The organism is Ruminococcus sp. MSJ-25, assembly GCF_018917825.1.
In the GTDB taxonomy this organism is placed as follows: domain Bacteria; phylum Bacillota; class Clostridia; order Oscillospirales; family Ruminococcaceae; genus Hominimerdicola; species Hominimerdicola aceti.
Window position 1 is genome coordinate 1 of record NZ_JAHLPI010000010.1, and the last position, 26,370, is coordinate 26,370.

General features: G+C 43.0%; 20 protein-coding genes and 1 riboswitch. Of the genes, 4 read left to right on the forward strand and 16 right to left on the reverse strand.

Annotated elements, in window-relative coordinates; all coding sequences use genetic code 11:
* Window positions 1-478: 478 nt before the first annotated feature.
* The 11 genes from KQH97_RS02750 to KQH97_RS02800 all read right to left on the reverse strand — a co-directional run bounded on the left by KQH97_RS02750 (window position 479) and on the right by KQH97_RS02800 (window position 14,904).
* On the reverse strand, window positions 479-1,576 hold the full coding sequence (locus KQH97_RS02750) for a hypothetical protein (RefSeq protein ID WP_216552596.1): 1,098 nt from the start codon (window positions 1,574-1,576) through the stop codon (window positions 479-481).
* Window positions 1,569-2,072 carry an RNA polymerase sigma factor gene (locus KQH97_RS02755; protein ID WP_117877962.1) on the reverse strand — a complete coding sequence of 168 codons (504 nt, stop codon included), beginning with the start codon at window positions 2,070-2,072 and terminating at the stop codon, window positions 1,569-1,571. Before KQH97_RS02755 ends, KQH97_RS02750 begins: the two co-directional genes overlap by 8 nt.
* A 107-nt stretch (window positions 2,073-2,179) precedes the next feature.
* Window positions 2,180-2,779, reverse strand: a complete 600-nt coding sequence (locus KQH97_RS02760; RefSeq protein WP_022288567.1) for a DUF4364 family protein — start codon at window positions 2,777-2,779, stop codon at window positions 2,180-2,182.
* 27 nt (window positions 2,780-2,806) lie between these two features.
* Window positions 2,807-3,898: a chorismate synthase gene (gene aroC, locus KQH97_RS02765; protein WP_038671275.1), complete on the reverse strand. Its 1,092-nt coding sequence runs from the start codon at window positions 3,896-3,898 to the stop codon at window positions 2,807-2,809.
* An 86-nt stretch (window positions 3,899-3,984) separates the two neighbouring features.
* On the reverse strand, window positions 3,985-5,214 hold the full coding sequence (gene aroA / locus KQH97_RS02770) for a 3-phosphoshikimate 1-carboxyvinyltransferase (protein ID WP_216552598.1): 1,230 nt from the start codon (window positions 5,212-5,214) through the stop codon (window positions 3,985-3,987).
* Window positions 5,215-5,226: 12 nt separating this feature from the next.
* On the reverse strand, window positions 5,227-6,336 hold the full coding sequence (gene aroB / locus KQH97_RS02775; RefSeq protein WP_216552601.1) for a 3-dehydroquinate synthase: 1,110 nt from the start codon (window positions 6,334-6,336) through the stop codon (window positions 5,227-5,229).
* Window positions 6,337-6,385: 49 nt separating this feature from the next.
* Window positions 6,386-6,856, reverse strand: a complete 471-nt coding sequence (locus KQH97_RS02780) for an LURP-one-related/scramblase family protein (RefSeq protein ID WP_216552603.1) — start codon at window positions 6,854-6,856, stop codon at window positions 6,386-6,388.
* Window positions 6,857-6,968: 112 nt separating this feature from the next.
* Window positions 6,969-7,991 carry a 3-deoxy-7-phosphoheptulonate synthase gene (gene aroF / locus KQH97_RS02785; RefSeq protein WP_038671269.1) on the reverse strand — a complete coding sequence of 341 codons (1,023 nt, stop codon included), beginning with the start codon at window positions 7,989-7,991 and terminating at the stop codon, window positions 6,969-6,971.
* A 350-nt stretch (window positions 7,992-8,341) separates the two neighbouring features.
* Window positions 8,342-9,595 (reverse strand): GTPase HflX, encoded by a 1,254-nt coding sequence (gene hflX / locus KQH97_RS02790; protein WP_181982684.1) that lies wholly within the window; start codon window positions 9,593-9,595, stop codon window positions 8,342-8,344.
* A gap of 294 nt (window positions 9,596-9,889) precedes the next feature.
* The gene (locus KQH97_RS02795) at window positions 9,890-12,226 is read right to left on the reverse strand and encodes a diguanylate cyclase (protein WP_216552605.1); all 2,337 of its coding nucleotides are present in this window, start codon (window positions 12,224-12,226) and stop codon (window positions 9,890-9,892) included.
* Between the two features lie 83 nt (window positions 12,227-12,309).
* Entirely contained in the window at window positions 12,310-14,904 is a 2,595-nt protein-coding gene (locus KQH97_RS02800) for an EAL domain-containing protein (protein ID WP_216552607.1), read from the reverse strand.
* Window positions 14,905-15,156: 252 nt separating this feature from the next.
* On the opposite strand from KQH97_RS02800, the gene recQ reads away from it, so the two are divergent.
* Window positions 15,157-17,442, forward strand: a complete 2,286-nt coding sequence (gene recQ, locus KQH97_RS02805; protein WP_216552609.1) for a DNA helicase RecQ — start codon at window positions 15,157-15,159, stop codon at window positions 17,440-17,442.
* A gap of 111 nt (window positions 17,443-17,553) precedes the next feature.
* Window positions 17,554-17,663, forward strand: a riboswitch (TPP riboswitch).
* Window positions 17,664-17,721: 58 nt separating this feature from the next.
* Window positions 17,722-18,306 (forward strand): energy-coupled thiamine transporter ThiT, encoded by a 585-nt coding sequence (locus KQH97_RS02810; RefSeq protein ID WP_216552611.1) that lies wholly within the window; start codon window positions 17,722-17,724, stop codon window positions 18,304-18,306.
* An 87-nt stretch (window positions 18,307-18,393) separates the two neighbouring features.
* On the opposite strand, the gene KQH97_RS02815 is transcribed toward KQH97_RS02810, so the two are convergent.
* The 3 genes from KQH97_RS02815 to KQH97_RS02825 all read right to left on the reverse strand — a co-directional run bounded on the left by KQH97_RS02815 (window position 18,394) and on the right by KQH97_RS02825 (window position 22,835).
* Window positions 18,394-20,067, reverse strand: a complete 1,674-nt coding sequence (locus tag KQH97_RS02815) for a bifunctional diguanylate cyclase/phosphodiesterase (RefSeq protein ID WP_216552613.1) — start codon at window positions 20,065-20,067, stop codon at window positions 18,394-18,396.
* A gap of 153 nt (window positions 20,068-20,220) precedes the next feature.
* Complete coding sequence (locus KQH97_RS02820; protein WP_216552615.1) at window positions 20,221-21,156, reverse strand: uridine kinase; 936 nt, start codon at window positions 21,154-21,156, stop codon at window positions 20,221-20,223.
* Window positions 21,157-21,248: 92 nt separating this feature from the next.
* Window positions 21,249-22,835: an MBL fold metallo-hydrolase RNA specificity domain-containing protein gene (locus KQH97_RS02825; RefSeq protein ID WP_117938385.1), complete on the reverse strand. Its 1,587-nt coding sequence runs from the start codon at window positions 22,833-22,835 to the stop codon at window positions 21,249-21,251.
* Window positions 22,836-23,044: 209 nt separating this feature from the next.
* Here KQH97_RS02825 and spoIIID point away from each other — a divergent pair, with 209 nt between their 5' ends.
* On the forward strand, window positions 23,045-23,311 hold the full coding sequence (spoIIID, locus tag KQH97_RS02830) for a sporulation transcriptional regulator SpoIIID (RefSeq protein ID WP_038671255.1): 267 nt from the start codon (window positions 23,045-23,047) through the stop codon (window positions 23,309-23,311).
* Between the two features lie 123 nt (window positions 23,312-23,434).
* Here spoIIID and KQH97_RS02835 read toward each other — a convergent pair whose 3' ends face one another.
* Window positions 23,435-23,761: a helix-turn-helix domain-containing protein gene (locus tag KQH97_RS02835; RefSeq protein ID WP_117877944.1), complete on the reverse strand. Its 327-nt coding sequence runs from the start codon at window positions 23,759-23,761 to the stop codon at window positions 23,435-23,437.
* 276 nt (window positions 23,762-24,037) lie between these two features.
* Here KQH97_RS02835 and KQH97_RS02840 point away from each other — a divergent pair, with 276 nt between their 5' ends.
* Window positions 24,038-24,829, forward strand: coding sequence for a hypothetical protein (locus KQH97_RS02840; RefSeq protein ID WP_117938386.1), 792 nt, complete (start codon window positions 24,038-24,040; stop codon window positions 24,827-24,829).
* Window positions 24,830-24,900: 71 nt separating this feature from the next.
* On the opposite strand, the gene KQH97_RS02845 is transcribed toward KQH97_RS02840, so the two are convergent.
* Window positions 24,901-26,370, reverse strand: coding sequence for a TrkH family potassium uptake protein (locus tag KQH97_RS02845; protein ID WP_216552617.1), 1,470 nt, complete (start codon window positions 26,368-26,370; stop codon window positions 24,901-24,903).

The following is a 26,370-nucleotide window of genomic DNA, read 5'->3' on the forward strand; positions in this document are numbered from 1 at the left end:
TTTCGTACTATTCGTCTTTGTTCAATTTTCAAGATGCTGTTTCGTTACACTCTTTTGTGTCGTGCAACTTTTACATTATATCACACTTTTTATCTTTTGTCAACCCCTTTTCTGAAGTTATTTCAAAAAAGTTTTTTGACTTTCGATTTTTTGTGTTTTCTAATGTGCTGTCTTAAATCAGCTTATCTATTATATCATATTAGTTAAGCTATGTCAAGACTTTTCTTTGTGAATTCTTTATGAATTCATTTGAGCTCTTTTGCGAAGTTCTTTTCAAGCTACTTCTCAGGTCTCTTCTGTTCTCCCGAACCTTTTACCTTCGTTTCGCTTCTTTCTTTATCGCTCTCTCTCGAGGCGACTTGTTTATTTTATCACTTTTATGCCTTTTTGTCAAGCGTTTTGTACCGTTTCTATGTTTTTTATAGATATTTTCATTATTTTGCACAGAAACAGTACAAAACTTACACAATATTGACGATCAGAAGAACGTCGAATATATCTTTGACTCGCCTACATGATAAACTACCCCGTCATTGAACGCAAATACAACTGTTAGAGTAAAAGTACCCTTGCTGTCTGTAAAAGCGCCGTTCTGCGAATGTACAGTAAGCGTCCTGCACTCATTAGTATAATTAACGCCGAATGTCTTATTCACTTCCTCTATAGTCGATCCAGTCTTTATTCCGCCTATAGAGAACTCAGGACAATTATCCAAAAACAATCCCATGACATCACATTCACTTGCCTTAGCTTCTTCATAAGTATAATTGTCAATGGTCATGCTTCCTGAATATCCTGTTGCACCATTGCTGAAGAAAGTTTCCATATCATCTTCCGCTATCACATAATTCTTCGGGTCAACGCTCTCAGAATAACCACCTAAACCTGCCGCCCAAAGGCCCATATCCGCTACATCACTATACTTTGCAGGAAACGCAAACGCCTTGCCCTTTAACGTCATATCAAAAAGCCTTTCGTCCTGCACATATATCTCAGGGTATACAGGGTCTTTGTCATCGAACTCTATAGGGTCTTCCGTTTCATTTTTGGACGATGTGGTCTCCGATTTGCTGTCGTTTGCATTACTATCTGTATTTTCTGTATTACTATTGTCTGAAATAATTCCGCCATTGTTGTCACTTATGTGGTCATTATCTGCTATCTGCGTATTTCCACCCGTATTGTTGTTTATATTGGGCGTATCGTCCGTCTTGCCGTTGTCGATCTTTGAATCAGGTGTACTGTCGACAATGCTTTCCTCTGTTTCGCCACCAGCTACTGTCTGATTTTCGTCAGAGCCGTTCCCATTTCTATTTATAAGGTCAGGCGACCAACTGTCATTGTACTGCACTGATGAACTGCCGCTTGTCTTTATGCTGTTTTTATCAGTTTTGCTGTCGGATAAAAACAGACCTGCTCCAACCGCCACACACAGTGCCGCCGCACATACTCCGCCTATCCACATAGGTTTCCTGCTTACCACCGCAGTATTGTTGAGCTTATTTTTCAATTCCTCGACCTGCTCTTCATCAGGCTCTATCTGCTCTTTCATGCCTCTGAAAAATTCCTTATTCATAGAAATATCCTCCTTTCAGCTTTTCTTTCAACATTTCTCTTGCCCTTGTAAGCTGCATTCTCACCGTTCCACTGCGTACTTTCATTATCTTTGCTATCTCATCAGTAGACACCTCTTCAAAATAGTAAAGATAGACCACCATTCTGTATTTTTCAGGCAGTTCCGTTACAGCACAGAAAACATCATTTTCCTCACGGCTTCTGAAAAAGCTTACCTCTTCCTTTCTTTCTTCAAGGGGAACTGTACGCCTGCGCCAGCTTGACAATGTTATCTTTTTGCACTGATTGAGAGTAGTCCTGATAAGCCAGAACTTCTCCTCATCATTGTCCTTGACTGTTATCCCCTTTCGATAAGCTGCAAGAAACACTTCCTGAAAAACATCGTCTGCATCTGCTTTTGAGCCAAGACGTGCTATAGCGATTCCATAAACGGTACTTTTATATTTATCTATAAGCCTGTCTATCTCTGAAGGCGTATTTTTCAAATTGACGTCCATTTGATCACCCCTTTATAATAAATACTTATTCTCTCCCGAAATGTCACAAAAAATAAAATTTTTTTTCAAAAGCCGCCTGAGCATATGCCCAGACGGCTCCACTTTCTTTAGAACAATCCCTGCTCCTCTGCAGCAGACGGCACATATTCCTCGTTCTCGATTATATAGTCCACCACTCTGCAATAGAAATCTGTAGGATTCATCTGAATTTTTGATTTTATATAATTTGCCTGCTCCTGATCAGGTGCGTAAAGAGTTATGTCCATAAGCACCATATCATCGTCACAGCAGCGGCAATGCACGTTATAACCACGCTTTGCAGGCTTTATATCAAAGCTTACGTCACGATCGTTTTTAAGCTTGACGAACAGTCTTAGACCTGCCGCATATATCTTATCTCTAAAACTTTTCGGCACAAGTTTTTTGAATTTCTCAGCGCCCTCAATGCCCTTTTCAGTGAGCCGATAGTAATTCGTGCCTTCTATTTCCGCAAGCTCCAGCGTGCCGTTTTCCAACATTCTGCTGACAGCTTCCGTATATACAAAATAGTTCACAACGCCCTCGCCCGTTGCTATCTCTGTCAGCTGATTAGGCGTACAAAGCTGATTTATCTGACCCAGAAAATAAGCCAGAAGTATTTGAACCTCATACACGTCGGAAATGTTCTTCATGTTCTCTGATATATGAGCCTCAGGATTTTGTACCAAGCTATCAATCCTCCTTTGGAAATTTCTCTAAAAATTTGGGTATTCAAGCATATGATTGAGCAAAGCTATATTAACAGCCGCCTCAACACATGGCACAGCTCTTGGAACAACACAAGGATCGTGTCTGCCCTTTACTTCGAGAGTTTCATTTTTCATAGCTGAATAGTCCACAGTTGCCTGCGGTCTTGCTATTGACGGAGTAGGCTTGAAAGCCACTCTAAGTGTGATAGGCATACCAGAAGCTATTCCGCCCAGTATTCCGCCGTGATTGTTTGTCTTTGTCACAACGTGGCCCTTATCATTTACATAGAACTCGTCATTGTTCTCCGAACCTGTCATTTCCGCCACCTTAAAGCCTGCACCAAACTCCAGACCCTTTACCGCAGGGATACCGAAAATAAGCTGAGCTATAGAGTTTTCAAGTCCGTCAAAGATAGGCGAGCCGATACCGGCTGGAACATTGATAGCGATACATTCTATAATTCCGCCAACGCTGTCCTTATCCTTTCTTGCCTTGTCTATCTCCTTTATCATTTCGTTGCCCTGAACGTCAATGATAGTCGGAAACTCTTTCTCACGAACCTCCCTTATCATATCCTTAGTGGTATTGATAGGGTCAAAAGCCTTATCCTTTATGCCATGGATCTCTGCGATATGAGCGCCCACATAGATACCTCTTTTTTCAAGTATCTGACCTGCCACTGCTCCTGCAAAGCATAGGGGCGCAGTAAGTCTGCCTGAAAAATGTCCGCCGCCTCTAACATCATTGAAGCCTCTGTATCTCAATGCGCCTGTATAATCAGCGTGACCTGGTCTTGCAAGCCTTGAAAGATTTGAATAATCCTGTGAATGCTGGTCTGTATTTGCTATAAGCGCACAAAGAGGAGTACCAGTAGTCTTGCCGTTAAAATAGCCAGACATTATCTGCGGCATATCCTTTTCTTTTCTCTGTGTAGAGGTCTTGTTCTGCTTAGGCGCTCTTCTTGCCATAAATTGATATATCTTGTCAAGGTCGATGCTCTCCCCCGGCGGTACATTATCCATAACAACGCCTATTGCAGGGCCGTGGCTCTCACCGAAAACGGTAAAGCCTATATTGTTGTTCCATGTTGATGACATTTTACTTCCTCCTGTCAGCTTATAAAGCCTGTATAAATAACGGCAGATACCCGCCAGATAAGTACAATTTTTTGTACTAGCCCACGTTAAGGCTCACGGCTTATCTCTCCTCCGATGCTCTCATATACCTCAAAGAAATCGGGATATGACTTGCTGACGCACTCCGCACCGTTTATCTTCAGTGGTGAAGTACATCTTGTGGCAGCCACCGCCATTGACATTGCGATCCTGTGGTCGTTGAAGCTGTCAACTTCTCCGCCATTCAGTGAGCCAACGCCCTCTATCTCCAATCCGTCTTCAAGCTCAGTTACCTTTCCGCCAATTGCGTTAAGGCACTGTGAGATAGCCGAAAGCCTGTCGCACTCCTTTATCCTAAGACGTGCGGCATTTCGTATATAGCTTTTTCCCTCGCAGAAGCTTCCAAGCACTGTAAGAACAGGCACAAGGTCGGGTATATCCGAACAGTCGAGGTCAAAAGGCTGCAAACCGCCATTTTTATTATACACTATTTTCTCGCATATTTCAACAATTTTTTTATCTCCCTGAAAAGATTTTTCAGAAAGCCCTGCGATATCAATATCACTGCCCAAAGAATTTGCCACCTTGAAGAAAGCCGCCTGAGAATAATCCCCCTCAACTCTGCCGCTGAAAGGCATATAATGCTGACCGCCCTTTACAAAATATCCGTTCTCTGTTTCCTCAACCTGACAGCCATGCTCTCTCAAAGTGCCTAAAGTTATGTCAACATATGGCTTTGACTCCAAATGAGAAGTGAGTATTATCTCGCTGTCCTCCTCAAGAAGCGGCAGAGCAAACAGAAGCCCTGTGATAAACTGAGAAGATATTCCACCGTCAACATAGAACCTGCCTCCTGTGAGCCTTCCGTTTGTGGAAAAAGGCATAGTGTTGTTGTATTCAAAGCTTACGCCATGCTTTGGAAACTCTTCAAGATATGGTGTGATAGGTCTTTGCGGAAGCCTGCCCCTGCCGATGAACTGAGTATCCACCCCAAACGCACAAGCAACAGGTATGAGAAATCTCAGCGTTGAGCCGCTCTCACAGCAATCCAAAGCTGCGCTCTCAGGAATATCCTTTATGCCCTCTATCACAGCCTTGTCACCGTCAAAATCTATTTTCGCCCCAAGCGCCCTCATGCAATCCATAGTCGCAAGGATATCCACCGAGGGATAAAGATTTGTTATCTCAGAAACGCCGTTTGACAGCGCCGCCGCTATCACCATTCTGTGTGCAACGCTTTTTGAGGGCGGAACTGTCACCTGTCCGCTGAGTTTTTTCGGAAATACAGTTATGTTCATCGCCATCCTCCGTTACATCTCTGTGATTATTTCAGCTATCTGCTCCTCGGATATCTCTTTGCCGTACTGATTTTCACCGAAGCACATCATCTCGCCTATTTCTTTTTGGAAAACAAATCTCAGCTTTCCGTCACGGACCTTTTTATCTGTATAAAGCTTTTTCACAAGAGCCTTTCTGTCAATATAGTCAGGTATTTTTGTAGGAAGATTTGCCCTTTCAAGAAGCTTTTCCACACGCTGTTCATTTTCATGGGATATGAAACCAAGCTTCTCGCCCAATCTGGACTGTGCCACCATACCGATAGCTACAGCTTCTCCATGATATAGTCTATAATCAGACACAGTTTCGATAGCTCTGCCAACAGTGTGACCGAGATTAAGCACCTCTCTCAGACCCGACTCTCTCTCGTCTTTCATTACCACTTTGTACTTGACTTCGCAGTTTTTCTTTGCGATATACTCGCAAGCTTCGCCGTCACATTCAAGCACCTTTTCCACGTTTTTTTCAAGATACTCAAACAGCTCCTTATCACCAAGACAGCCGTGCTTTATAGTTTCCGCAAGACCGCTTGAAAGCTGTTTTTCAGGCAGAGTTTTCCATGTGTCTATGTCGAGATAAACTTTCTTAGGCTGATTGAACAGACCGATAAGATTTGTAGCAAGGGGCGTATCAACGGCAGTTTTTCCGCCAACTGATGCGTCAGCCGCCGCAAGGAGCGTTGTGGCATAATTCACAAAAGGCACTCCTCTGCCGAATGTTCCTGCAACAAAGCCTGCCAGGTCTGTGACAACTCCGCCGCCAACGGCTACCACACAGCAATCACGGCGAAAGTCTTTTTCAAGCATAGAGTCCTCAACAAACTCTTTCATCGGTCTTGTTTTGGACTTTTCTCCCTCAGGTATCACAAAAAGCTCAGCTTTCAGACCTGCGGCGTTGAGCCTGTCATAAATATCTCTGCCATAGAGATCCACAACGATAGAATCCGTTACAACGGCAAATTTCTTTATCTTTCCCACAAGACCGCCTTTAAGGTCGCTGACCAGCGTATCCTGCAATTTTCTGCCTATTTCTATATCATAAGAATCGTCCACGACCCTTTTAAGCTCGCAGTTGAATTTCATTAATATCAAAACCTTTCAGTACAATCTTTTACACAGCTATCATAAAAGCCTAATTGCCGTCTGAGCATTTCTCGGCGTCTATCGCAAGTGCAATGAGCAATCCTGCCAAAGCATTGCTATCGTCATAAACGTCTATGACATAGGTATCGGTAAGGTGCAAAAGCTCCTTTGACACACGCATTATCTGTTCAGCACCGCTATAAACGGAATAGTCCCAGCCGAAAATATCACCGTCCACTCTCCAGCCGCAGAAATCTATATGGAACTTTGGCTTGAAAAATGTGAACTCTTTCTTTATACAGCCCATATACTCTCCGCCTATGTATATCTCAAAGGTAGGGAAAATTTTCAGCACCTTTTCTTTCAGCACGCCGACCTTGTTTCCCATGTTGTCGTATATCTCCAGCAAGTGCCCCCATGCGAGTCTGCCTTTTACGCTGAAAACTGCTTTGCCGTATTCGTCGCACACGTCATAGCTGTCAAACCATGAAAAAAGCCTTTGTTTAAGCACAAGTTTCATCGCTCTTCCTCCTTTGTACTTTATCCATTTACAGTTCTAAAATATTATACCACATAACTGAATATTTGTAAAGAAAAAGAGGTGCGAAAACACCTCTTTTTCAATGTCTTGTTTATTCGTTTACATCAAGAGGCTTGCCCATGAACTCGGAAAGTGCCTTAACTTTCTTCATTGTTTCAGCGAACTGTGCAGGAGTAAGTGACTGCGCACCATCGCTCCATGCGTTCTTAGGGTCGTTGTGTACCTCTATCTCAAGTGCGTCACAGCCTGCTGTTACAGCGCAAAGTGCCATTGGCTCAACAAGTGAAGCGATACCTGTAGCGTGGCTAGGGTCGATAGTGATAGGAAGGTGTGTTTTCTGCTGAAGCAGAGGAACGGCTGAAAGATCGAGAGTATTTCTTGTGGCAGGCTCGAATGTACGTATACCTCTTTCGCAAAGGATAACGTTCTGATTGCCCTCAGACATTATGTACTCAGCGGACATGAGAAGCTCCTGAAGTGTTGATGAAAGTCCTCTCTTGAGAAGAACTGGCTTGTCGCTTCTGCCGAGAGCCTTGAGCAGCGTGAAATTCTGCATATTTCTTGCTCCTACCTGAACAACGTCAACGTCAGCAAAGCAGTCAAGATCAGAAAGATCCATGATCTCAGTAACGATAGGCAGACCTGTTATCTTTCTAGCCTGAATAAGAAGGTCGATGCCCTCCTTGCCAAGACCCTGGAATGAATATGGTGAAGTTCTTGGCTTGAATGCGCCACCTCTGAGCATTGTTGCACCTGCTTCCTTTACAGCGATAGCAGTTGTGATTATCTGCTCCTCAGTTTCAACAGAGCAAGGACCTGCAATGACCTGAAGCTTTCCGCCGCCTATCTTTCTGCCTGCAACGTCGATAACAGTATTATCAGGGTGGAACTTTCTGTTAGCATTCTTGTAAGGCTCCTGAACACGCTGTACATTTTCAACACATTCCTTAGCCTGAACTGCTTCTATATCGATCTGAGTTGTGTCGCCAATAAGACCGATAACATTTGAATGAACACCCTCTACCAGATTCGTCGATACATGGAACTGGTCGAGCCAGTTCAAAAGCTCTTCTACCTGTTTTTCCTGTGAATTGTTTTTCAATACGATGATCATGTTACTTTCCTCCGAAAATCAAATTTGTATAGGCAATAAAAACAGCCGTGACATTCTTTTACAAGAAAGCCACGGCTTATAATAAACGCATATATAAAAACAGAAACTTCTCTATACGCCTATTCTGATCTCGTCGCTTTCTTCACACGCCAAAAAAACTCGAAGCCATAAAAGTAGCTCAAGCTCATAAAGAAGTATGTAAAGACTGCAGACATGATAACAGTAGACATATTCTGTTTTTTCCTTTCGATTTATTTGTTATTGCTAACCACGATTATTATACTCTCACAGGCAGGGCTTGTCAATAGCCATGCCGAGAGTTTACACTTTTTTAACGTTTGCAAAACACTTTATTCTTCGTTTTTCACCTTATAGCTTTCCACCAGATGATAGACCTTGATATCCACAAGAGCGTCAAGAACGATACCATCAGCGGTATAATCCTCGCTGAATATCCTGCCCTCCTGCCTTATGGTGTTCACAAGACCCGCCTTGTCAAAAGGCAAAAGAAGCCTGCATCTTACGCTGTTTTCGGGTAACGCCTTTTGTATAGCCGCAAGCAGGCTGTCAATGCCTGTGCCGTTTTTGGCGGATATCTTCACCGCTTCACCTGATGTGTCAAGCTCGTTTATATAAGGCACTTTGTCGCACTTGTTGAACACTGTCACCACAGGTATTCCCTCACAGCCAAGCTCTTTGAGCAGTTCAAGGGTAACTTTTGCCTGCTCCTCGCAGTCATCAGCCGAGGCGTCGCACACATGGATTATAACGTCCGCACTTGCCGCCTCTTCAAGAGTGGATTTGAAAGCTTCCACAAGCTGATGCGGCAGACGTCTGATAAGTCCTACCGTGTCAATAAGCGTCACCGACCTGCCGTCAGGAAGCTCTATAGCCCTTGATGTTGTTTCCAAAGTCGCAAAAAGCTTGTTCTCTGCAAGCACGCCCGCTTCTGTAAGATAATTAAGCAGTGTGGATTTGCCCACGTTTGTATAGCCCACTATCGCCGCTGTAAGAACACCGTCTTTCTTGCGGCGTTTTCTCATAAGCCCACGACGCTTCTCTATCTCCTTAAGCTCGTCTGAAAGTGCCGCAATGCGTGTTCTGATGTGTCGCTTGTCAGTTTCAAGCTTCGACTCACCAGGACCTCTTGTGCCGATACCACCGCCAAGACGTGACATATTAGTTCCCATGCCTGCAAGCCTTGGAAGTCTGTATTTGTTCTGTGCTATCTCTACCTGCAATCTGCCCTCACGAGTAGTCGCACGCTGAGCAAAGATATCCAGTATGAGCATAGTTCTGTCAATAGTGAAAACGCCGCATACGTCCTCGATATTTCTTATCTGTGTGGCTGTAAGTTCGCAGTCAAAAACTATCCTGTCAATATTTTCATTTCTGCATATCTCAGCCATTTCTTCAAGCCTGCCTGAGCCTATGCAGGTACCGCTGTCAAAGGACGGCCTTTTCTGTGTCACTCTCGCTATCACCTCACCGCCTGCTGTTTCTGTCAGCTCTTCAAGCTCGTCAAGGGAAAGCTCCACGTCATACGAACCTGTGTCCACTGCCGCCAACAGCACACGGTCTTTCTTTATTGTGTTGTCAAACATTTCTGCCATATTAATCACTCCTAATGTCTGTTATCAAGCCGCTCTTCGGCTTTTTCAGGCATAAAAAAACACACCCTCAGGCGTGTAACCAAAACGTTATACGGAAGAGTCGGAGCGGCTTGTGCCAATGCACCTGCCTGATATTCGGTTTAATAATTTCTCACCCATATTCTTGTAATTCTCATGTCATCCGACGCTCCTTTCGTAAAATATGTTTTATTATATCACAGCCATGATATTTTGTCAAGCATAAAAACAAAAAACAGGCTGCCTTTTTCAGACAGCCTGCAAATGTTATTCATAATCGCTTTTAAGAATACTTCTCTTGTGCTTTTTTTCCTCATAAAGCAGGATATCAGCATGGCTGAGAAGCTCTCCTATCTCAAGCGTGGCACTGCATACGAACGGATAAACGCCTACGCTCGTATGGATTATATATGGCTTATCAGCGGCATATTTAATATTGTATTCTCTTGTGACCGCTTCTATATGGTTTCTCATTGACGGGATATCTATTGCGTTATCAAGAAAAGCGCATACAACGAACTCATCGCCACCTATACGACCCACTATCTCACTGTTGCCAAAAGAGTGTTTAAGTATCTTTGCCGCAGATAGTATAGCAAAGTCGCCCTCCTCGTGACCAAATTTATCATTTATGGTTTTCAGACAGTCAAGGTCGGCAAAGACCATGATAGCCTTTTCACCCTCGTTTTTGTCATTGCTGAGTCTTTTACGAAGTTCCTCAAAAAATCCCCTTCGATTGTAGCAACCCGTCAAAGCGTCCTGCCTTGAAAGATCTCGAAGAAGCTCATTGTTTTCCTTGATCTCGATAAGGCTCTTTTTAAGCTGCTTCTGGGTAACAGCCTGCTGCTTCATCAAGGTTATTATTTTAAGTGCCGCACAAAGCTGAACAGTCACCGACTGCAAATAATTAAAATACTCATGCTTTATCTCACACATCAGTATTCCGTAATGCTCCTCGTTAGAGAACAATGGTGATACCACTAATGTATAACGTCTGTCTGTTGGCAAATACTTATTCGACAACAGCTCTGTATACTTTACAGCCTGCTCTTCATGTGGGAGCTGGATTGCGTCAGAACCATTGTGATAGGCTTTGAGATACATATATTCCGGCGGTTGCCACTTATCTGTGCCAAGGTGAATAAGGGCAGGCTCGAAGCTGAACAGAAAGCTTGATTCCATATGAAGCCTCGTAAGCTTATCCACAACAGTTTCATATGCTCTGTCATCATAAGCTTCAAACACAAGCATATCCCTTGTGATGGAGTTTGCCTGCCATGCAAGAAACTCATTATCCTCAAGCTTTTCCTTACAGTAATTCGCATTGCGTTCTGCCAGTATCTTGTATATCTGAATAAAAGTCTGATTTAACTTCAAATGCTTCTCCACGTTATCAAAACGAGAGATAAGCTTTTGCTGAATATACTCAACAGAAGCATAAAGCTCATCAACGCTCACAAACCTAAAAAATTCTTCACTGGCAAGAGTTGAGGTCATTTCTAATACTTTGTCTTTTTTGATCTCATTATCAAGATTTTCCTCACGGGCATAATCATCAAGAGCATATATTATCTTGACGTAATTTTCTCGCATTTTCGCAGTTGTTTCACTTGCACTGTATTTATTGAACAAAAACTGTCCCATTCTTCTTGCAAACGCTTCCGGATCATCTGATATGCGTCCAAAAGATATGGTCTTTAATTTTGAGTTGCCCTGACATCCACAAGAATTTCTTCTTACCATTCCCGAAGAGATCTTATCGTTGTTTATAGCCTTATTTATAACATAGTTCACAGCCTCCTGAACGGCATGATAGCCAAGCTCAGAAGGGTCAGCCTTGACAGTCGTCAAATGCGGATTAAGCTCCTCAGCCACTGGATCGTCATCAAAGCCTGTCACAAGGATATCCTTACCGGGACGTATCCCACGCTCTTCCATAGCCTTATAGCCCGCAATTGCCATCTGGTCGTTTGCAAAAACGATAGCATCAAGTTCTGGATTATCGTCAATTAGCTTTCCGACTTCGTCAACACAGAATTTCGAAAAATTACCATATGCAACACGCTTTTCGTCATAGATGATACCATTTTCCTCAAGAGTTTCCTTGTAAACGTCAAGTCTTTCAAGGGCATCATCACTTGTTTTAGGTCCGCTTACCATACCTATCTTTTTACAGCCATGCACCTTTATAAGATGTTCTATAGCCTCCTTCATTCCCGTTCTGTTGTCGAGCATGATACAAGGATAACCATCAATATGTGCCGTTATAGTTATAACAGGCGTTCCAGCAAATTTTTTCAGAAACTGAACCTTATGCTCGTTGTCAAGATATGTTCCAAGTGTGCCGATAAGCACAAGCAGAACGTCGAACTTATTTGCCGCCGCCATATCGAACAAAGTATTATACTGATACTCATACACCGTTCTCAGCTTGTCGGCATAGATCCCATCTATATATCTGCCTGGAAAAATAACGAGGTCGGCGTCGCACTGCTCTGCACCTATCATTGCGCCCTCTGCAACCGCATCGTCAAAATCATCTTCAAGGTGGCTCACCAAAAGTCCTATTTTTATACGTCTGCGTTTAGCAGTATCATTCATCATCTCATGATCCTCCGTACAAATCAGCCGTGCTGCTTCAGACGATCTAAAGCAGCGTCACACAAGGCACGCCTATGGGCTTTGCCTTATTCGTTTATCTTGATATCTTTCTTACAGTCAGTGACCGAAAGCATACCCTCCGGACTTCCAATTTCCCAACCGTCGCCTGTAAGAAACATTACATCAAACTGACAGCTTTTTGCTGTCACGTCACCTTTGCCTGTTTTATCTCCAACGCCTGAAACAGAACCACCCTCGCAGTAAAGCGTAAAGACAGTATTTTCAAGTTCGCAGTCAAGCTTGCCGCCCCTTGTTCCCACACAGTTGAGAGTTCGTCCTTTCATGGAAATGTTGAGCCTGCCATCGAGAATACATATCTTTCCGGTCCCGTTACTCATAACTCCCACTGCAGTCAGATTATTTCCCGAAAGCACACAGCTAATGTTATAGTCTGAAATGCTTATATCAGCACTGCCCTTTACGGCACCAATGCCCACTGACATTCCTGCCGCAAGCTTTAGTCTGCAGCCACAGTTTGATATAGTCACATCTGCGTCGCCATCGATGCTTCCAATACCAACGCACCTATCGCCACTGCAATTTACAGCTATATCACCGCCTGCAATGACAATACCATCTTTGCAGCCTCCTCCGCCTATGCCGACGCACTTGTCGCCATTTGCAGTTATATCAAGAACACCTGTCATTGCGACAGTTATCCTTCCACAAGGCTGCTTGCTGTCAGTACCTATTGCATAGCAATCCTGTGATTCTGATCTGATATAAAGCTCACCTGAGCCTACAAGCTCTAGCGACGATCCCTCAGGAACATAAATACCTCTGCCGTCTATATGATCTTCACCGCTGCACACTATCCTTACTCTAGAGCCAGTGCCTAGCTTTATGATCGGCAGATCCTCATATGTAGTGAGCCATGCGTTTTTCAAATGAATGACGCAATCAACACCATTACCAATTGTCACGGACAAAGGCACTGCACGATCGTCCTCAGCCTTTCCTGAAAGAGTAAATGTACCTGTGCCGAGAAAAATGTCAGAATATCTTTTTTTATACATCTCAGCAAGGTCGATAACGTCATTATCCTCAGCGTGGAAGACCTTTTTATCTTTATCTCCAGCCTCGATACTGTAAGCCACTATCTCCTCACGGATATTTTCCGAGATATCGTGGATAAGCACAGGCTTCGGCTTAGAAACATAATAGCCCTGAATAAGATCGACGCCGAAATATATCATGGTTTTAAGTTCTTCGCTTGTTTCAACGCCCTCTGCAAGTGCGGTATATCCGCTTGAATGGAAATATTCCACCATTTTTGAAACTATCTTCTGAGCCTTAGGATTCTGGTCAATGCCAGAAATGAGGGAACGGTCTATCTTTACCACCTCAGGATCATATCGCAGAAGATTCGATGTATTTGAGTAGCCTGTGCCGTAATCGTCAATAGCAAGGCTCATATTGTTCTTTTCAAGACGCACCCTTATTCTATCGAGGTCGTCCTCGCTTATCTCCGTCTGCTCTGTCATTTCGATAACGACCTTTTCAAGAAGTTCGCCATAATCATTGACGATCGCATAAAAATCCTTATCGTCAAGAGCATGAGATGATATTGAATTTATATACAGCCTGCGGTTTTCAAAATCGAGCTGATGCTTGCTGAGATATTTAAGAGTATTTTTCAGTGTAGCTTTCTCTATATCGTAAAGTCTGCCGAAATTTTTAGCACAGTTGAGTATCTGAAGCGGATTGAGTGCTATATTTCCCTTTGTTCTCATAAGCGCTTCATAAGCGACTATCTCGCCTGTTGAAGAACTAACGATAGGCTGAAAATGATATGTAAACAGATTTTTATCAAGAAGCTCTGAAAAAGCCCTGATATTCTCGATATCACTCTTCTGCTTTGCATATTTTTCAGGATCAAAGCAACAAATACTGCCTGCACCCTTTGCCTTAGCTTCATAGAGTGCAAAGCCTGCTGCGTGCATGAGTCTTGCTGGCACTTCAAAGCCGCTGCTTATGCCTGCCGTCACAGACAGCGAATGATTTGAAGACGATCTCACTCCAAATTCATCTGGCAGGCAACACTCCTTCACCGCTTTACGTATATTGTCAGCAAATTCCTCAGGCTTACCTCCAAAGCATGGAACATATATCCAAAACTGACCGTCTGAATTGAATGCCGTTACAGTATTTTCAGGCAAAACCGCAACAGCCGCCTTAAGTGCCTCCCCTATGCAGTAGTCTGAATCCAAAAGCTTCCCTGCTCCATCAAATCTTACAAGAGCAAGCAATGATGAGCGTGTCATTCCATCAAGAAGTCTTACAAGCTCTGATTGTGGTATAATGTCGAGCCCTTCAAAAACACTTTTTGACATATATTCTTTCGACAGATACACTATTCCGGCGGTAATGCCACTTGGAGTGTCAAGAAGTTCTATACACAACGGCAGGCCAAGATCTCGTCCTCCGCCGTTCAATGCAACTATATCTCTGAACTTGTCATAATCTGTGTTCTCTCTAAGTCCCATAAGAGCACGACAGTTTTCATCGGCATAAAACTCTCCGCTTTTCTCGTCCATAACAAACCCGCCGATATTGTGCCATATTGAACAAACCTTTCCCCAGACAGCACCAAAATAGCTTTGCCACAATTTATTTTCCATATCCATGATCTTCACCATGCCTGAATATACGACTGTGTTCAGACAATCCTTCCTTTGGAGATTTGTTAATTTTTTTATATTTTTATAACTAATTATTTATCAAGCCTATTATAACATAATCCCGATAAAATTACAATAGCGACTAAGAAAAAGATGTTACAAAATCGCGCATGGAATTTTGTATATCTGTTTGACTTAGCTGGTTTTTGGTAGTATAATATAAGCATACACACAATGGAAAGTTAGGATAAAATGACAGATTTTCGCAATAAGTATTCAGTGCTTCAGGACTTTTTCGGACACTCTCAGTTCAGAAATGGTCAGGAGCAGATAATAGACAGCATACTTGCAGGGCGTGACTGCCTTGGAGTTATGCCAACAGGCGCAGGCAAATCTATGTGCTATCAGATACCTGCCCTTATGTTTGACGGGATAACCATAGTTGTTTCGCCTCTCATATCCCTTATGAAAGATCAGGTGAACTCGCTGATACAATCGGGAGTGAGGGCAGCGTATCTGAACTCGTCACTGACGGCGGCACAGTATGAAATGGCTATATCAAACGCCGCCCGTGGTATGTACAAGATAATATATGTTGCACCTGAAAGGCTGATGACAGGATCGTTTCTGTCACTGGCTTCGTCGGTGAAGATATCCATGCTTGCGGTGGACGAAGCCCACTGCGTTTCTCAGTGGGGACAGGATTTCAGACCTTCCTATATGAAGATACCCGAGTTTCTTGGCAAACTTCCCTACCGCCCTATCGTCAGCGCATTCACCGCCACTGCCACCGCAGAAGTAAAAGCGGACATTATCAAAATGCTTGAACTCCGTGACCCTTTCACCATAACCACAGGCTTTGACAGAAAAAATCTCTACTTTGGCGTTTCTCACCCTCATGACAAATACAGTGAAACAGTGAGGATAGTTGAGAAATACAAAGACAACTGCGGAATAATCTACTGCTCTACAAGAAAAAATGTTGAGAGCGTGTGTGAAAAGCTCTGTGCCGACGGCTACAACGCTTCACGCTATCATGCAGGACTTTCTGATGAGGAAAGGCGTAAAAATCAAGACGATTTTATCTTTGATCGTGTCCAGGTCATGGTGGCGACCAATGCTTTCGGCATGGGAATAGACAAATCAAACGTGAGCTATGTCATACATTATAATATGCCTAAGAATATTGAAAGCTATTATCAGGAGGCAGGCAGAGCGGGACGTGACGGCAACGAAGCAAAGTGCATTTTGCTCTACAGCGGTCAGGACGTTGCGACCAACAAGTTTCTTATAAACAATTCTCATGACAATCCCGACCTTGACGATGACACTCTTGAAATGATACGCAAACGTGATCTTATGCGTCTGAAAAAGATGACCGATTACTGCAACACAAACGGCTGTCTGAGAGAGTTTATCCTTGGATATTTTGGTGAGAAGCAGGACAAGCCTTGTCAGAACTGTTCAGGCTGTTTGGGTGATTTCGGAGAAACAGAAGAAGTTGACGTGTCTGTGGATTGTCAGAAAGTGCTTTCCTGCATTTATAGACTTCACCAGCGAAACCTTTCTTTTGGAGCAGGTGTAATAGCACAGATACTTAAAGGCTCAGACTCCGAAAAGGTAAAGCGTTTTGACCTTTCCACTCTTTCGACATACGGCATAATGAAAGACTCCACGCATGTCTATATCCGCAGGCTCATAGCTTTTCTTGAAGCTGATGATTACATCACACAGACTTCACACGGGGATTTTTCTGTGCTTACCCTTACAAGAAGGTCTGCAGAGATATTAATGGACAAAAAGACTATTACAATACGCCTTCCAAAGAAAAAGCCAAAGAGCGAAACGGTCACAAAGATCGGCAGGGACGAAGTTACGACATTTGACAAGGAGCTTTTCGGACGGCTCAGAGCAGTGCGGAGCAAGCTTGCGACACAGGCAAGTCTGCCTGCATATATCATTCTTACAGACGCTTCACTGCGTGATATGTGTATAAAGCTTCCTAAGACGCAGACGGAGCTTTTGAATATCTCAGGAGTGGGAAAGTCAAAGCAGGAACGTTATGGAAGATACTTTGTAGCTGAGATACAGAAATATCTCAAGGAAAATCCTGACGCTGCTTCGGGTTATAAATATATCCCAGAGGGCTATCTGCAAAAACAGATGGCGGAAGGCGGTCAAAGCACAAAGGAATATATAATTGCCCACGCAGGTGAGCTTTCAGGCAAAGAACAGGATATGACCCTTTCAGAAGTATGCGACAGCATTTTCTATCAGCTCGGCACAGACGGCGATATAAGAAGCATAAAACTTGCCATAAAAGAATGGCTCATAGGTGAAAATTATCTTGCAAAAGACGGAGCAAACGGCAGGGGCTTTCTTGAAACTACAATACTTTCCCCCGAAGCAGGAATAATAGAGCGTGAAAAAATATCACAGCTTGGAAACAGCTACAAGACGATACTTTTTCCAAAGCAGGCGCAGGAATTTATTTTTGAGAACATAGAGGAGATACTCAGCAAAGATGTACAAAACTAATAATAAAATGCGGTTTTGTGACAAATATTTATGTTTTCATACAATTTAGGTGGGGAAAATCAGAAAAGCTATTGAAAACCCACGAAAAAAGCAGTATAATAACAATAGTACATAAAACGACACGGGAGCTGAATGTTTTTCGGCTGAGAAAGAGCAAATTGATGTTCTGACCGCACCTGATATGGGTAATGCCAGCGTAGGAAAATAGTGTGTATATCTATGCGTATGCCCTTTTATCAGGCATACGCATTTTTTGTACGCAGAAAGGAATGGTATAATATGAAAAATTCAAAAACACTCACACTGGTCGAGGGTGCAGTAATGGTGGCACTGGCAACAGTGCTTAGCTTTATCAGAGTATACAAGCTCCCTTGGGGCGGCTCTATCACACTGCTCTCCATGCTTCCTATAGCCGTTTTCAGCATTAAGCATGGCGTAGCAAAGGGTCTTGGAGCGGCATTTGTTTTCTCTCTCATTCAGTTCATTCAGGGTATCACAGACGGACTTTTCGGCTGGGGACTTTCTCCTGTAATGCTCGTTGCCTGCATATTCATTGACTATCTTGCAGCCTACACAGTTCTCGGTGTGGCAGGAATTTTCAGAAAGAAAGGCGCAGTGGGCTGGATAGCAGGAACGATGATAGCAGTTTTCCTGAGATTTGTTTGCCACTTCATCAGCGGCGTTGTTATCTGGAAGTCATTCGGCGCACTGTGGGACGGCTTCTCAACAGACAACAGCGTACTCTACAGCCTGCTTTACAACGGCTCATATATGCTTCCTGAAATGATATTCACAGCTATCGGTGCGTTTGCACTTTTTGAGATACCTCAGACTAGAAAAATTCTTTCCACACAGGATAAATAATCACACATTGCAAAAGGCTGGCGGTCTGCGGCTGTTTTCATTCATGCAAAAAAAAGGACGAACACAAAATGTTCGTCCTTTTATTTATCAGTTATAACCGCAGGCAAGACGTTTCTCAAACTCAGCCGCAGGCAGAGGCTTGTCAAACACAAAGCCCTGAACAGCGTCACAGCCAACTTCTCTGAGATAGTCAAGCTGCTGCTCAGTTTCAACTCCCTCGGCGATAGTTTCCTTGCCAAGCTTTTTAACCATTTTTATAATGTAATAGAACATTATAAGATCTTTATCCTTGCCCTCATAATCCTTTTCAAGAGGAATAAAGGACTTGTCTATCTTTATTACCTGCAGATCAACATTCTTTATCATATTGAGCGATGAAAAGCCAGTACCAAAATCGTCCATAGATGTGACGATACCATTAGCTCTCAGACCATTCACGATCTCTGTGATAAGCTCAAAATTCTGATAATCCTCGCTTTCAGTAAGCTCTATTTCTATAAGCTGGTGATCAAGCTCGTATTTGTCGATCAAGGCAACTATATTACCTATCATATTTTTTTCTTCCAGGTGCTTCCTCGAAAAATTCACTGATATCCTCAAGGGTTCAAAACCCATATCTATGCGTTTTCTCAGCCATTTGCAAACTTCTTCAAGCACATAGTAGTCAAGCTTTATTATGCTTCCGTCATTCGTGAGAAGCGGAATAAACTCCACCGGTGCTGATAACCTTCCCTTTCTATGCCAACGTACAAGGGCTTCTGCACCAAATATCTCCTTGGTTTCGATGCGTACCTTTGGCTGATAATACACCTCGAACTCACCTGCCATAAGCCCAGCCATGAAGTTTGACAGCACTCCCTGAATTTTCATCAGTTCTTGTTTTATATTTTCGGAATACTCCATTACATGGCCTGCGCCAACTCGTCTTGCAGCAGCATATGCAATGCTTGCACGAGCCATTACTTCTCTTGGATATCTTATACCCACAGTTGACGAATATCCGATGGTTGCACTAAAAATAAAATCCTTTGATACTTTGCCATCGTCATACCTTATGTTCATAAAGCTGAGCATATCAATATATTCTCTGAGCGATTCGTTCTTTACAAGCATAACGAAATTATCGCCGCCAAGTCTTGCGATCATCTCACCATCTGAAAGATTTCGGTATATAGTCTTTGTATAATTACGCAAAACAACGTCGCCCTGTTCGTAATTTAATACCTTATTTACATATTTGAAGTTATGTATATTGAAAAAAATTATACTGAAATCCTCTATCCTGTTTTGTGCTATAAGCATACCGGCGTAATTTATCAAAGCGTCTAAATTTGCTGCACCTGTTTCGATATCCGTTTTTATAACATGAGTAACAAGCTCCTGCATAATTACCCTGTTAAATTGGATAAAAACAGTGTTTGCGATTATCTCTACGATATTCCTTTGCTCGTTATCAAAGCCATTGGAATTACCAGAATAAAAGGTCACTGTTATAAAGCCGCCTTCAAACAAAGGAAAACTTGCCTCAAAAGGCTCGTTTTCCACGTCCTTCTCTCTGTCATAAAGCACCATGAGCATATCTGCTCCATCCTCACAAAGCTTTGTTGCAGGCATTTTCACTGCAAGCTCCGCTCTGACGATGTCAAGCTTGTCTGCCACAGCAGCCACAGCACTTTTCACCTTGGCACTGCATTTGTCCATATTCTCCGAATCTTCATATATCGTTCGGAAGAAAAGCATCAAATCATTATCAAAATTCATTTTTATCCCCACTAATTTTTTATTCAATGATCACGTTCAGGAAAACGTTTTCAAAAATACCTGTACTTACCTTATTTCATTTTACTACTTTTTATAAAAAAAGTCAAGCAAACATAGCAAAACGCCGTCCTTTTCCGACGGCGTTTTATCGTCTTAGTAGCTATAGCTGCTTTCACCTACAAACTCCCTTGCAAGGGAATTTACAGGCACACTTTCGAGCATCACCGGCTCTATCTCCTCAAGGGCTTTTAGCATAGGCAAAAAGCGTTCAAAATCCTTATAGCTCCTGCTCTCACGTCGCAGTGTATCCAAAAGATAGTTCTTATACAAGGCAGGCTCATAAGCGTGAAAAGTATCCACTGAAAACTCAGCCCTGTGCTTGTATGGCATTATATACTTGTTCTCGCCAGCCTCAACGCTGTCGAACATATCTAGTGTTTCCGTTGCACTTCTGCCACGGAAAAATCCGTCCCTTATAAGTCTGCGCATAAGCCTGATATAGCAAGGATGCAGAAGCTCACCGTCTTTCAATTCAAGTCTGCTTCTTACACTGACGTACATACATCTTGCATAATCCCCAGCCGCACCTGTGACCTCCGGGTTAAGGGCATGGATACCCTCAAAAACAACTATGTCGTTTTTGTTTCGTCTGAGTTTTTCTCCATCACGCCTGCATTGTTCTGAAAATTCAAACTTCGGCAGAACGACTTCCTCACCGCTGTTTATCTTTTCCATATGCTCATAAAGAAGCTTTCGGTCTATTCTGTCAGGAGATTCATAGTCAGGCTTGCCGTCCTCTCCTATAACAGCGGTGAAGCTGTCAGCAGGCAGAAAATAATCGTCCATAGAGATAGTGTGGGTGTGTATCCCCCTGCTGTCAAGTATTTCCTCTATTTTCAACGCTGTTGTGGTCTTGCCCGCCCCTGACGGACCTGCCAAAAGCAATATAGGCTTCTCCTTTTGATGCTCCTCGATGCTGTCTGCAATGGCAACGAGCTTTTCATTATATTTTCTGTCGCACTCTTCAACAAAAAGCTTTTCGTCATCTCTGACCTTTCTGTTTATAGCACTGACGTGTATCTTTTTCATTGTGTGGTTTGTTCCTTTCGTATGCGTCAGGCAACACCACACATAAAGCGTGCAGTGTTGCCCTGTATCTCATATTATATGTGCAGCAAAAGCTAATCGTTCCACTTTGCACAGATATTATTTATGGTATCAGTGAGCTTTGCAAGGTCTTTATTCGTAAGACCTGAGCTTTTGTTTACCAAAGCCGTCAGCCTGTCAAGAGCGCTGAGCAGACGCTGATAGTTAGGCGACGCACCTGTCTTCTTGACTATCTTTATAGGGGTCGTGTTTTTGAACTCGCCGCTTATAAGGTCAAGTTCCGCACCGCTGTAAGGTGCAAAGGCGTTAAGCCCGAAATCGTTACGCAAATGCTCCTTATACGCCTCGGCAACTGAATCCTCGCCGTGGTTGACAAAAACTTTCTTAGGCGGCTTTTCATAGCTTTTTATCCACCTGTCCAGACCGTCAACGTCAGCATGGCCGCTCACGCCTGGCAGCACCAGTATCTCAGCCCTGACAACGACTTCCTCACCGAAAAGCTTTGCCGTTTTTGCACCCTCTACAAGACTTCTTCCAAGGGTATTCATTGCCTGATAGCCCACAAAAAGTATGGTGTTTTCAGGTTTCCACAAATTGTGCTTGAGGTGGTGTTTTATTCTGCCTGCCTCGCACATACCGCTTGCGGAAATTATTATCTTAGGTGTGTCAATAAAGTTTATGGCTCTTGACTCGTCACTTGTGACAGCGATATTAAGTCCGCTGAAAGTGATAGGATTTATGCCCTTGTTCACATAGGACATTGCCTCTTCATCGAAACAGGAATTTTTGTTCTTGTTGAATATCTGCGTTGCCTCGATAGCAAGTGGAGAATCCACATACACAGGAAAATCCCCATGACCCGTCACCATATTCTCCGCCTTGATATGCCTTATAAAATACAGCAGTTCCTGAGTTCTGCCCACTGCGAATGACGGTATAACAAGGTTTCCTCCCCTATCAAATGTCTTTTGAATGACCTCTGCAAGACTCTTTGCATAGTCCTTCGGCTTATCATGGCGACGGTTGCCGTATGTTGACTCCATTACAACATAATCTGCCTCCGTTATATACTGCGGATCTCTGATAAGAGGCTGGTCAAGGTTTCCTATATCTCCCGAAAATACGATCTTACGTTCTTCGCCGTTCTCTGTGAGCCATATCTCTATACTCGATGAACCAAGCAGGTGACCTGCGTCGATAAAGCGTACCTTTATGCCCTCGGATATCTCCGTCACCTCACTGTATGGGTGTGGGCAAAGGCAGGCAATAGCCGCCTCTGCGTCTGCCATAGTATAGAGTGGCGACACTTCGCCAGTGCCCTTACGTTTGCCCTTTCTGCTTCTCCACTCTGCTTCAAACTCCTGAATATGCGCTGAATCTCTCAGCATTATCTCACATAAATTACAAGTGGCCTCCGTTGCGTGTATCTGTCCAGCAAAGCCGCCTGCCGCCAACAGTGGAAGCAGACCTGAATGATCTATATGAGCATGAGTCAGCAATACAAAATCTATATTTCCAGGAGGACAAGGTATCTTCGCATTTTCAAAATAGTCAACGCCCTGCTCCATTCCGAAATCCACCAGAAATCTCTTTCCGCAGGCTTCTATATATGTACAGCTTCCCGTTACCTCATGTGTTGCACCGATAAAATTAAGTTTCATTGCCCTTATCCCCTCGTTTCGTTCATATTCTGTGACAGTATCTCTATCACACTTACATTATAGCACATTCCCAGTGTGATTTCAAGCATTTTGCATAAAAATATTTGATTATCGGCAATTATTTTGTAAAGTCTGAAAGAACGTCAAGTAATAATGAGGTAAGCAACAGCATATAGATTACTACAGAAAAATTTAATGGGGTGTGAACAATGAATGGATCCGAAAAGGAACGATGTGTGCTGCTTGGAGAATATGTTGCGGCACACAGAGCCACGGTACGCTGTGCGGCAAAGGAATTTGGCATAAGCAAATCCACAGTACATAAGGATCTGACAGAACGTCTGCCGAAAATCTCTCCTCAGCTTTTCAAAAGCGTAAAAGAGGTCCTTGAGGAAAACAAACGTGAAAGACATATAAGAGGCGGAATAGCGACCAAGCATAAATATGAACAGCAGTTCAAAAAGGCTGTAAAATAACAGGCGTAAAAAGCTAGCATTTTTAAATTTACAATTTGATCTTACAACAAAAGACTGCATTACGACCATTTTCAGGTCGATATGCAGTCTTTTGCTTTTACTTATTCTGTATATTATTATAATTCAATTAAATGATGCCTTATATTCATTTCCCCACTTCTCCATAGCGTCTAAAATAGGACGCATGGTCTCGCCAAGGTCGCTTAGCGAATACTCTACTCTCGGCGGCACTTCTGCATAAACAGTGCGAACGATTATCCCGTCTGATTCCATTGCACGGAGATTTTCCGTAAGCACCTTCTGACTTATACCTGTCAGTGACTTTTGAAGCTCATTAAACCGCCATGGACGCATACGCAAATTGCGCAGGATAAGCAGTTTCCACTTGTTGCCGATAAGCTGCACAGTTGTTGCTATAGGACATTCAGGCAGATCTTCTTTTCTCAGCATATTATCACCTCAATAGTTTCATTTAGAATGTTACATTCATTATAGCATATTACAAGTCAAAAAGCAACATTAGTTTTATTCATATAATGTTTACAATTTTATTTTTACATAAAAACAGCGTTTTTGCGCAAAACTTACTTTTTGGTAACTACCTTACAAAAAAGTGCGTACTTTTCAAGGTAAAAACTTTGTGATATGATAAAGTCAAGGAAAGAGATCAAGCGCTTGTTCTTCCGAAAGTCAAATCCAAACGCAAAACTTTAGGAGGAATATATTATGAACAAAAATACATTTACATCTGTTAAGCTCGCAAAAGGCGAAGTGAACGTTTACGATTTCGGTGGCATAAAGCTTCACGCTTACAAGACCAACGATTTTATCGACAACGAAGTTTTTATCGTCGAGAAAAACGGCAAGGCTGTCGTTATCGAGTCACCTTGCTTCTTTGACAACAATACCGAGCTTGCAGACTATCTCAAGGACGTTGAGGTAGAAGGTATGCTGGTGGCATATCACGGCGCAGGCGCAACGTTCCTGCCTGACGTGCCTAAGTATGCAACACAGAACGCTGTGGAATATTCAGAAAACGGTGGTGGAAAGGCTCTTATCAACAACTTCACAGGCGCATTCGGCGATATTTTCGACAAGTCAGTTCACAAGATAACGAACGTTATCGGCGAAGGCAAGATCGCTATCGGCGGCATTGATTTTGTTATCAAGCAGACTTCTGAGGCATTTGACGTTGAGATACCTGAGATAAATGCAGTTTACACTCATATGCTCGGTCACGATTGCCACTCTATCGTTGCAGGGGCAGGTCACGCTGACGCAATAATTGCACAGCTTCGTGACTATATTGCAAAGGGCTATGACCTTATACTCACTTCCCACTACACACCTGAGGATCTTAAAGACGCTCAGACAAAGATAGACTATCTTGAAAACCTCAAATCCATTGCTGCAAACTGCACAAGCGCAGAAAGCTTCAAGGCAGAAGTCGAGAAGCAGTATCCAAACTACAGCGGCGGAAATTATCTTGACATGACAGCAGGGTTTTTCTTTAAATAACATACCTTATAGAAAATCAAAAGACTGCACATCGTCCCTGAATGGGTCGAGATGCAGTCCTTTTTATGTTATCAGAATTTTCTTGCTTCCGCCCTTTTAGAGATAAGATCTTTCCATGCAGAGGGGTGGAAAAGTATCAGCAGAGGGAAAAGCTCCAATCTGCCTGCAAGCATATCGAACATGAAAACGAACTTTGAAAAAACAGAGAAGTTTGAAAAGTTGCCTGTTGGACCTACCTCCGCAAGACCAGGTCCCATGTTATTGATGGTTGTCAGCACAGCAGTAAAGTTTGTTACAAGATCTTTACCATCAAATGCCACCATAAAAACTGATGAAGCAAAAATTATCACGAATGTTACGATATAAACATTTATAGAACGCACTATCTCATGCTCAACAGGTTTGCCGTCAAGGTTTACCTTGCGTATGCTCTTTGGGTGTATATATGAGTGAAGCTCCTTTATCATTGTCTTGAAAAGCACGATCACTCTTGATACCTTTATACCTCCGCCCGTACTGCCTGCGCAAGCTCCTATGAACATTATAAGTACAAGCACCGTCCGGCATATCTGAGGCCACAGATTAAAGTCAGTGCTTGAAAAGCCCGTACTTGTAATGAGCGACGCCACCTGAAATACTGATTTTGTAAGTGCGTCAAAAATGCTAACACAGCGGTCGAGGATATTTGCGAATATTATAGCTGTGGCAATGAGGATTATAGCAAAATAGCACCGTACTTCCTCCATTTTGAATGCCTTTTTAAAGTGCCTGTATATAATATAATAGTATGCGTTAAAATTCACGCCAAACAGTATCATGAAAATGGCAACCACCCACTGCAAATATGGCGAATAGCTTCCTAAGCTGTCGTTCTTGACTCCAAAACCACCCGTGCCTGCCGTTCCAACGGCTGTACAAATGCTGTCAAACACAGGCATTTTGCCGATAATAAGGAAAATAAATTCCAATATGGTCATGCCAAAATAGATTATATAAAGTATCCTTGCGGTATATTTCATCTTTGGAACAAGCTTGCCCACTGATGGTCCAGGGCTTTCCGCCCTCATAAGATTTATATTTGAGCCACCGCTCAGCGGTATGATAGCAAGCAGGAAAACTAAAACTCCCATACCGCCTATCCAGTGCGTGAAGCTTCGCCAAAAAAGTGCAGTATGAGAAAGCGCCTCAACATTGGTAAGGATCGAAGCACCGGTTGTTGTAAAGCCGGAAACTGTTTCAAACATAGCATCCGTGAAGCTTGGTATCTCTCCGCTTATCCAAAAAGGCATACACCCAATAAGGCTCATAACTATCCAGCTCAAAGATGTTGCTATACAACCCTCTTTGAGATAAAACACATAGTTTTTAGGCTTTTTCCAAGCCATTACCACGCCAAAAACAAGGCACACAATGGCTGTTCCAAGATAATAAAGTCCCACGCCTTCCCCGTAAACCAGCGACACTATGCAAGGCAGAAGCAAAAAGCAGGCTTCCATTCGCATAACGTTTCCTAAAATATATCGAATGATCGAGCTGTTCAT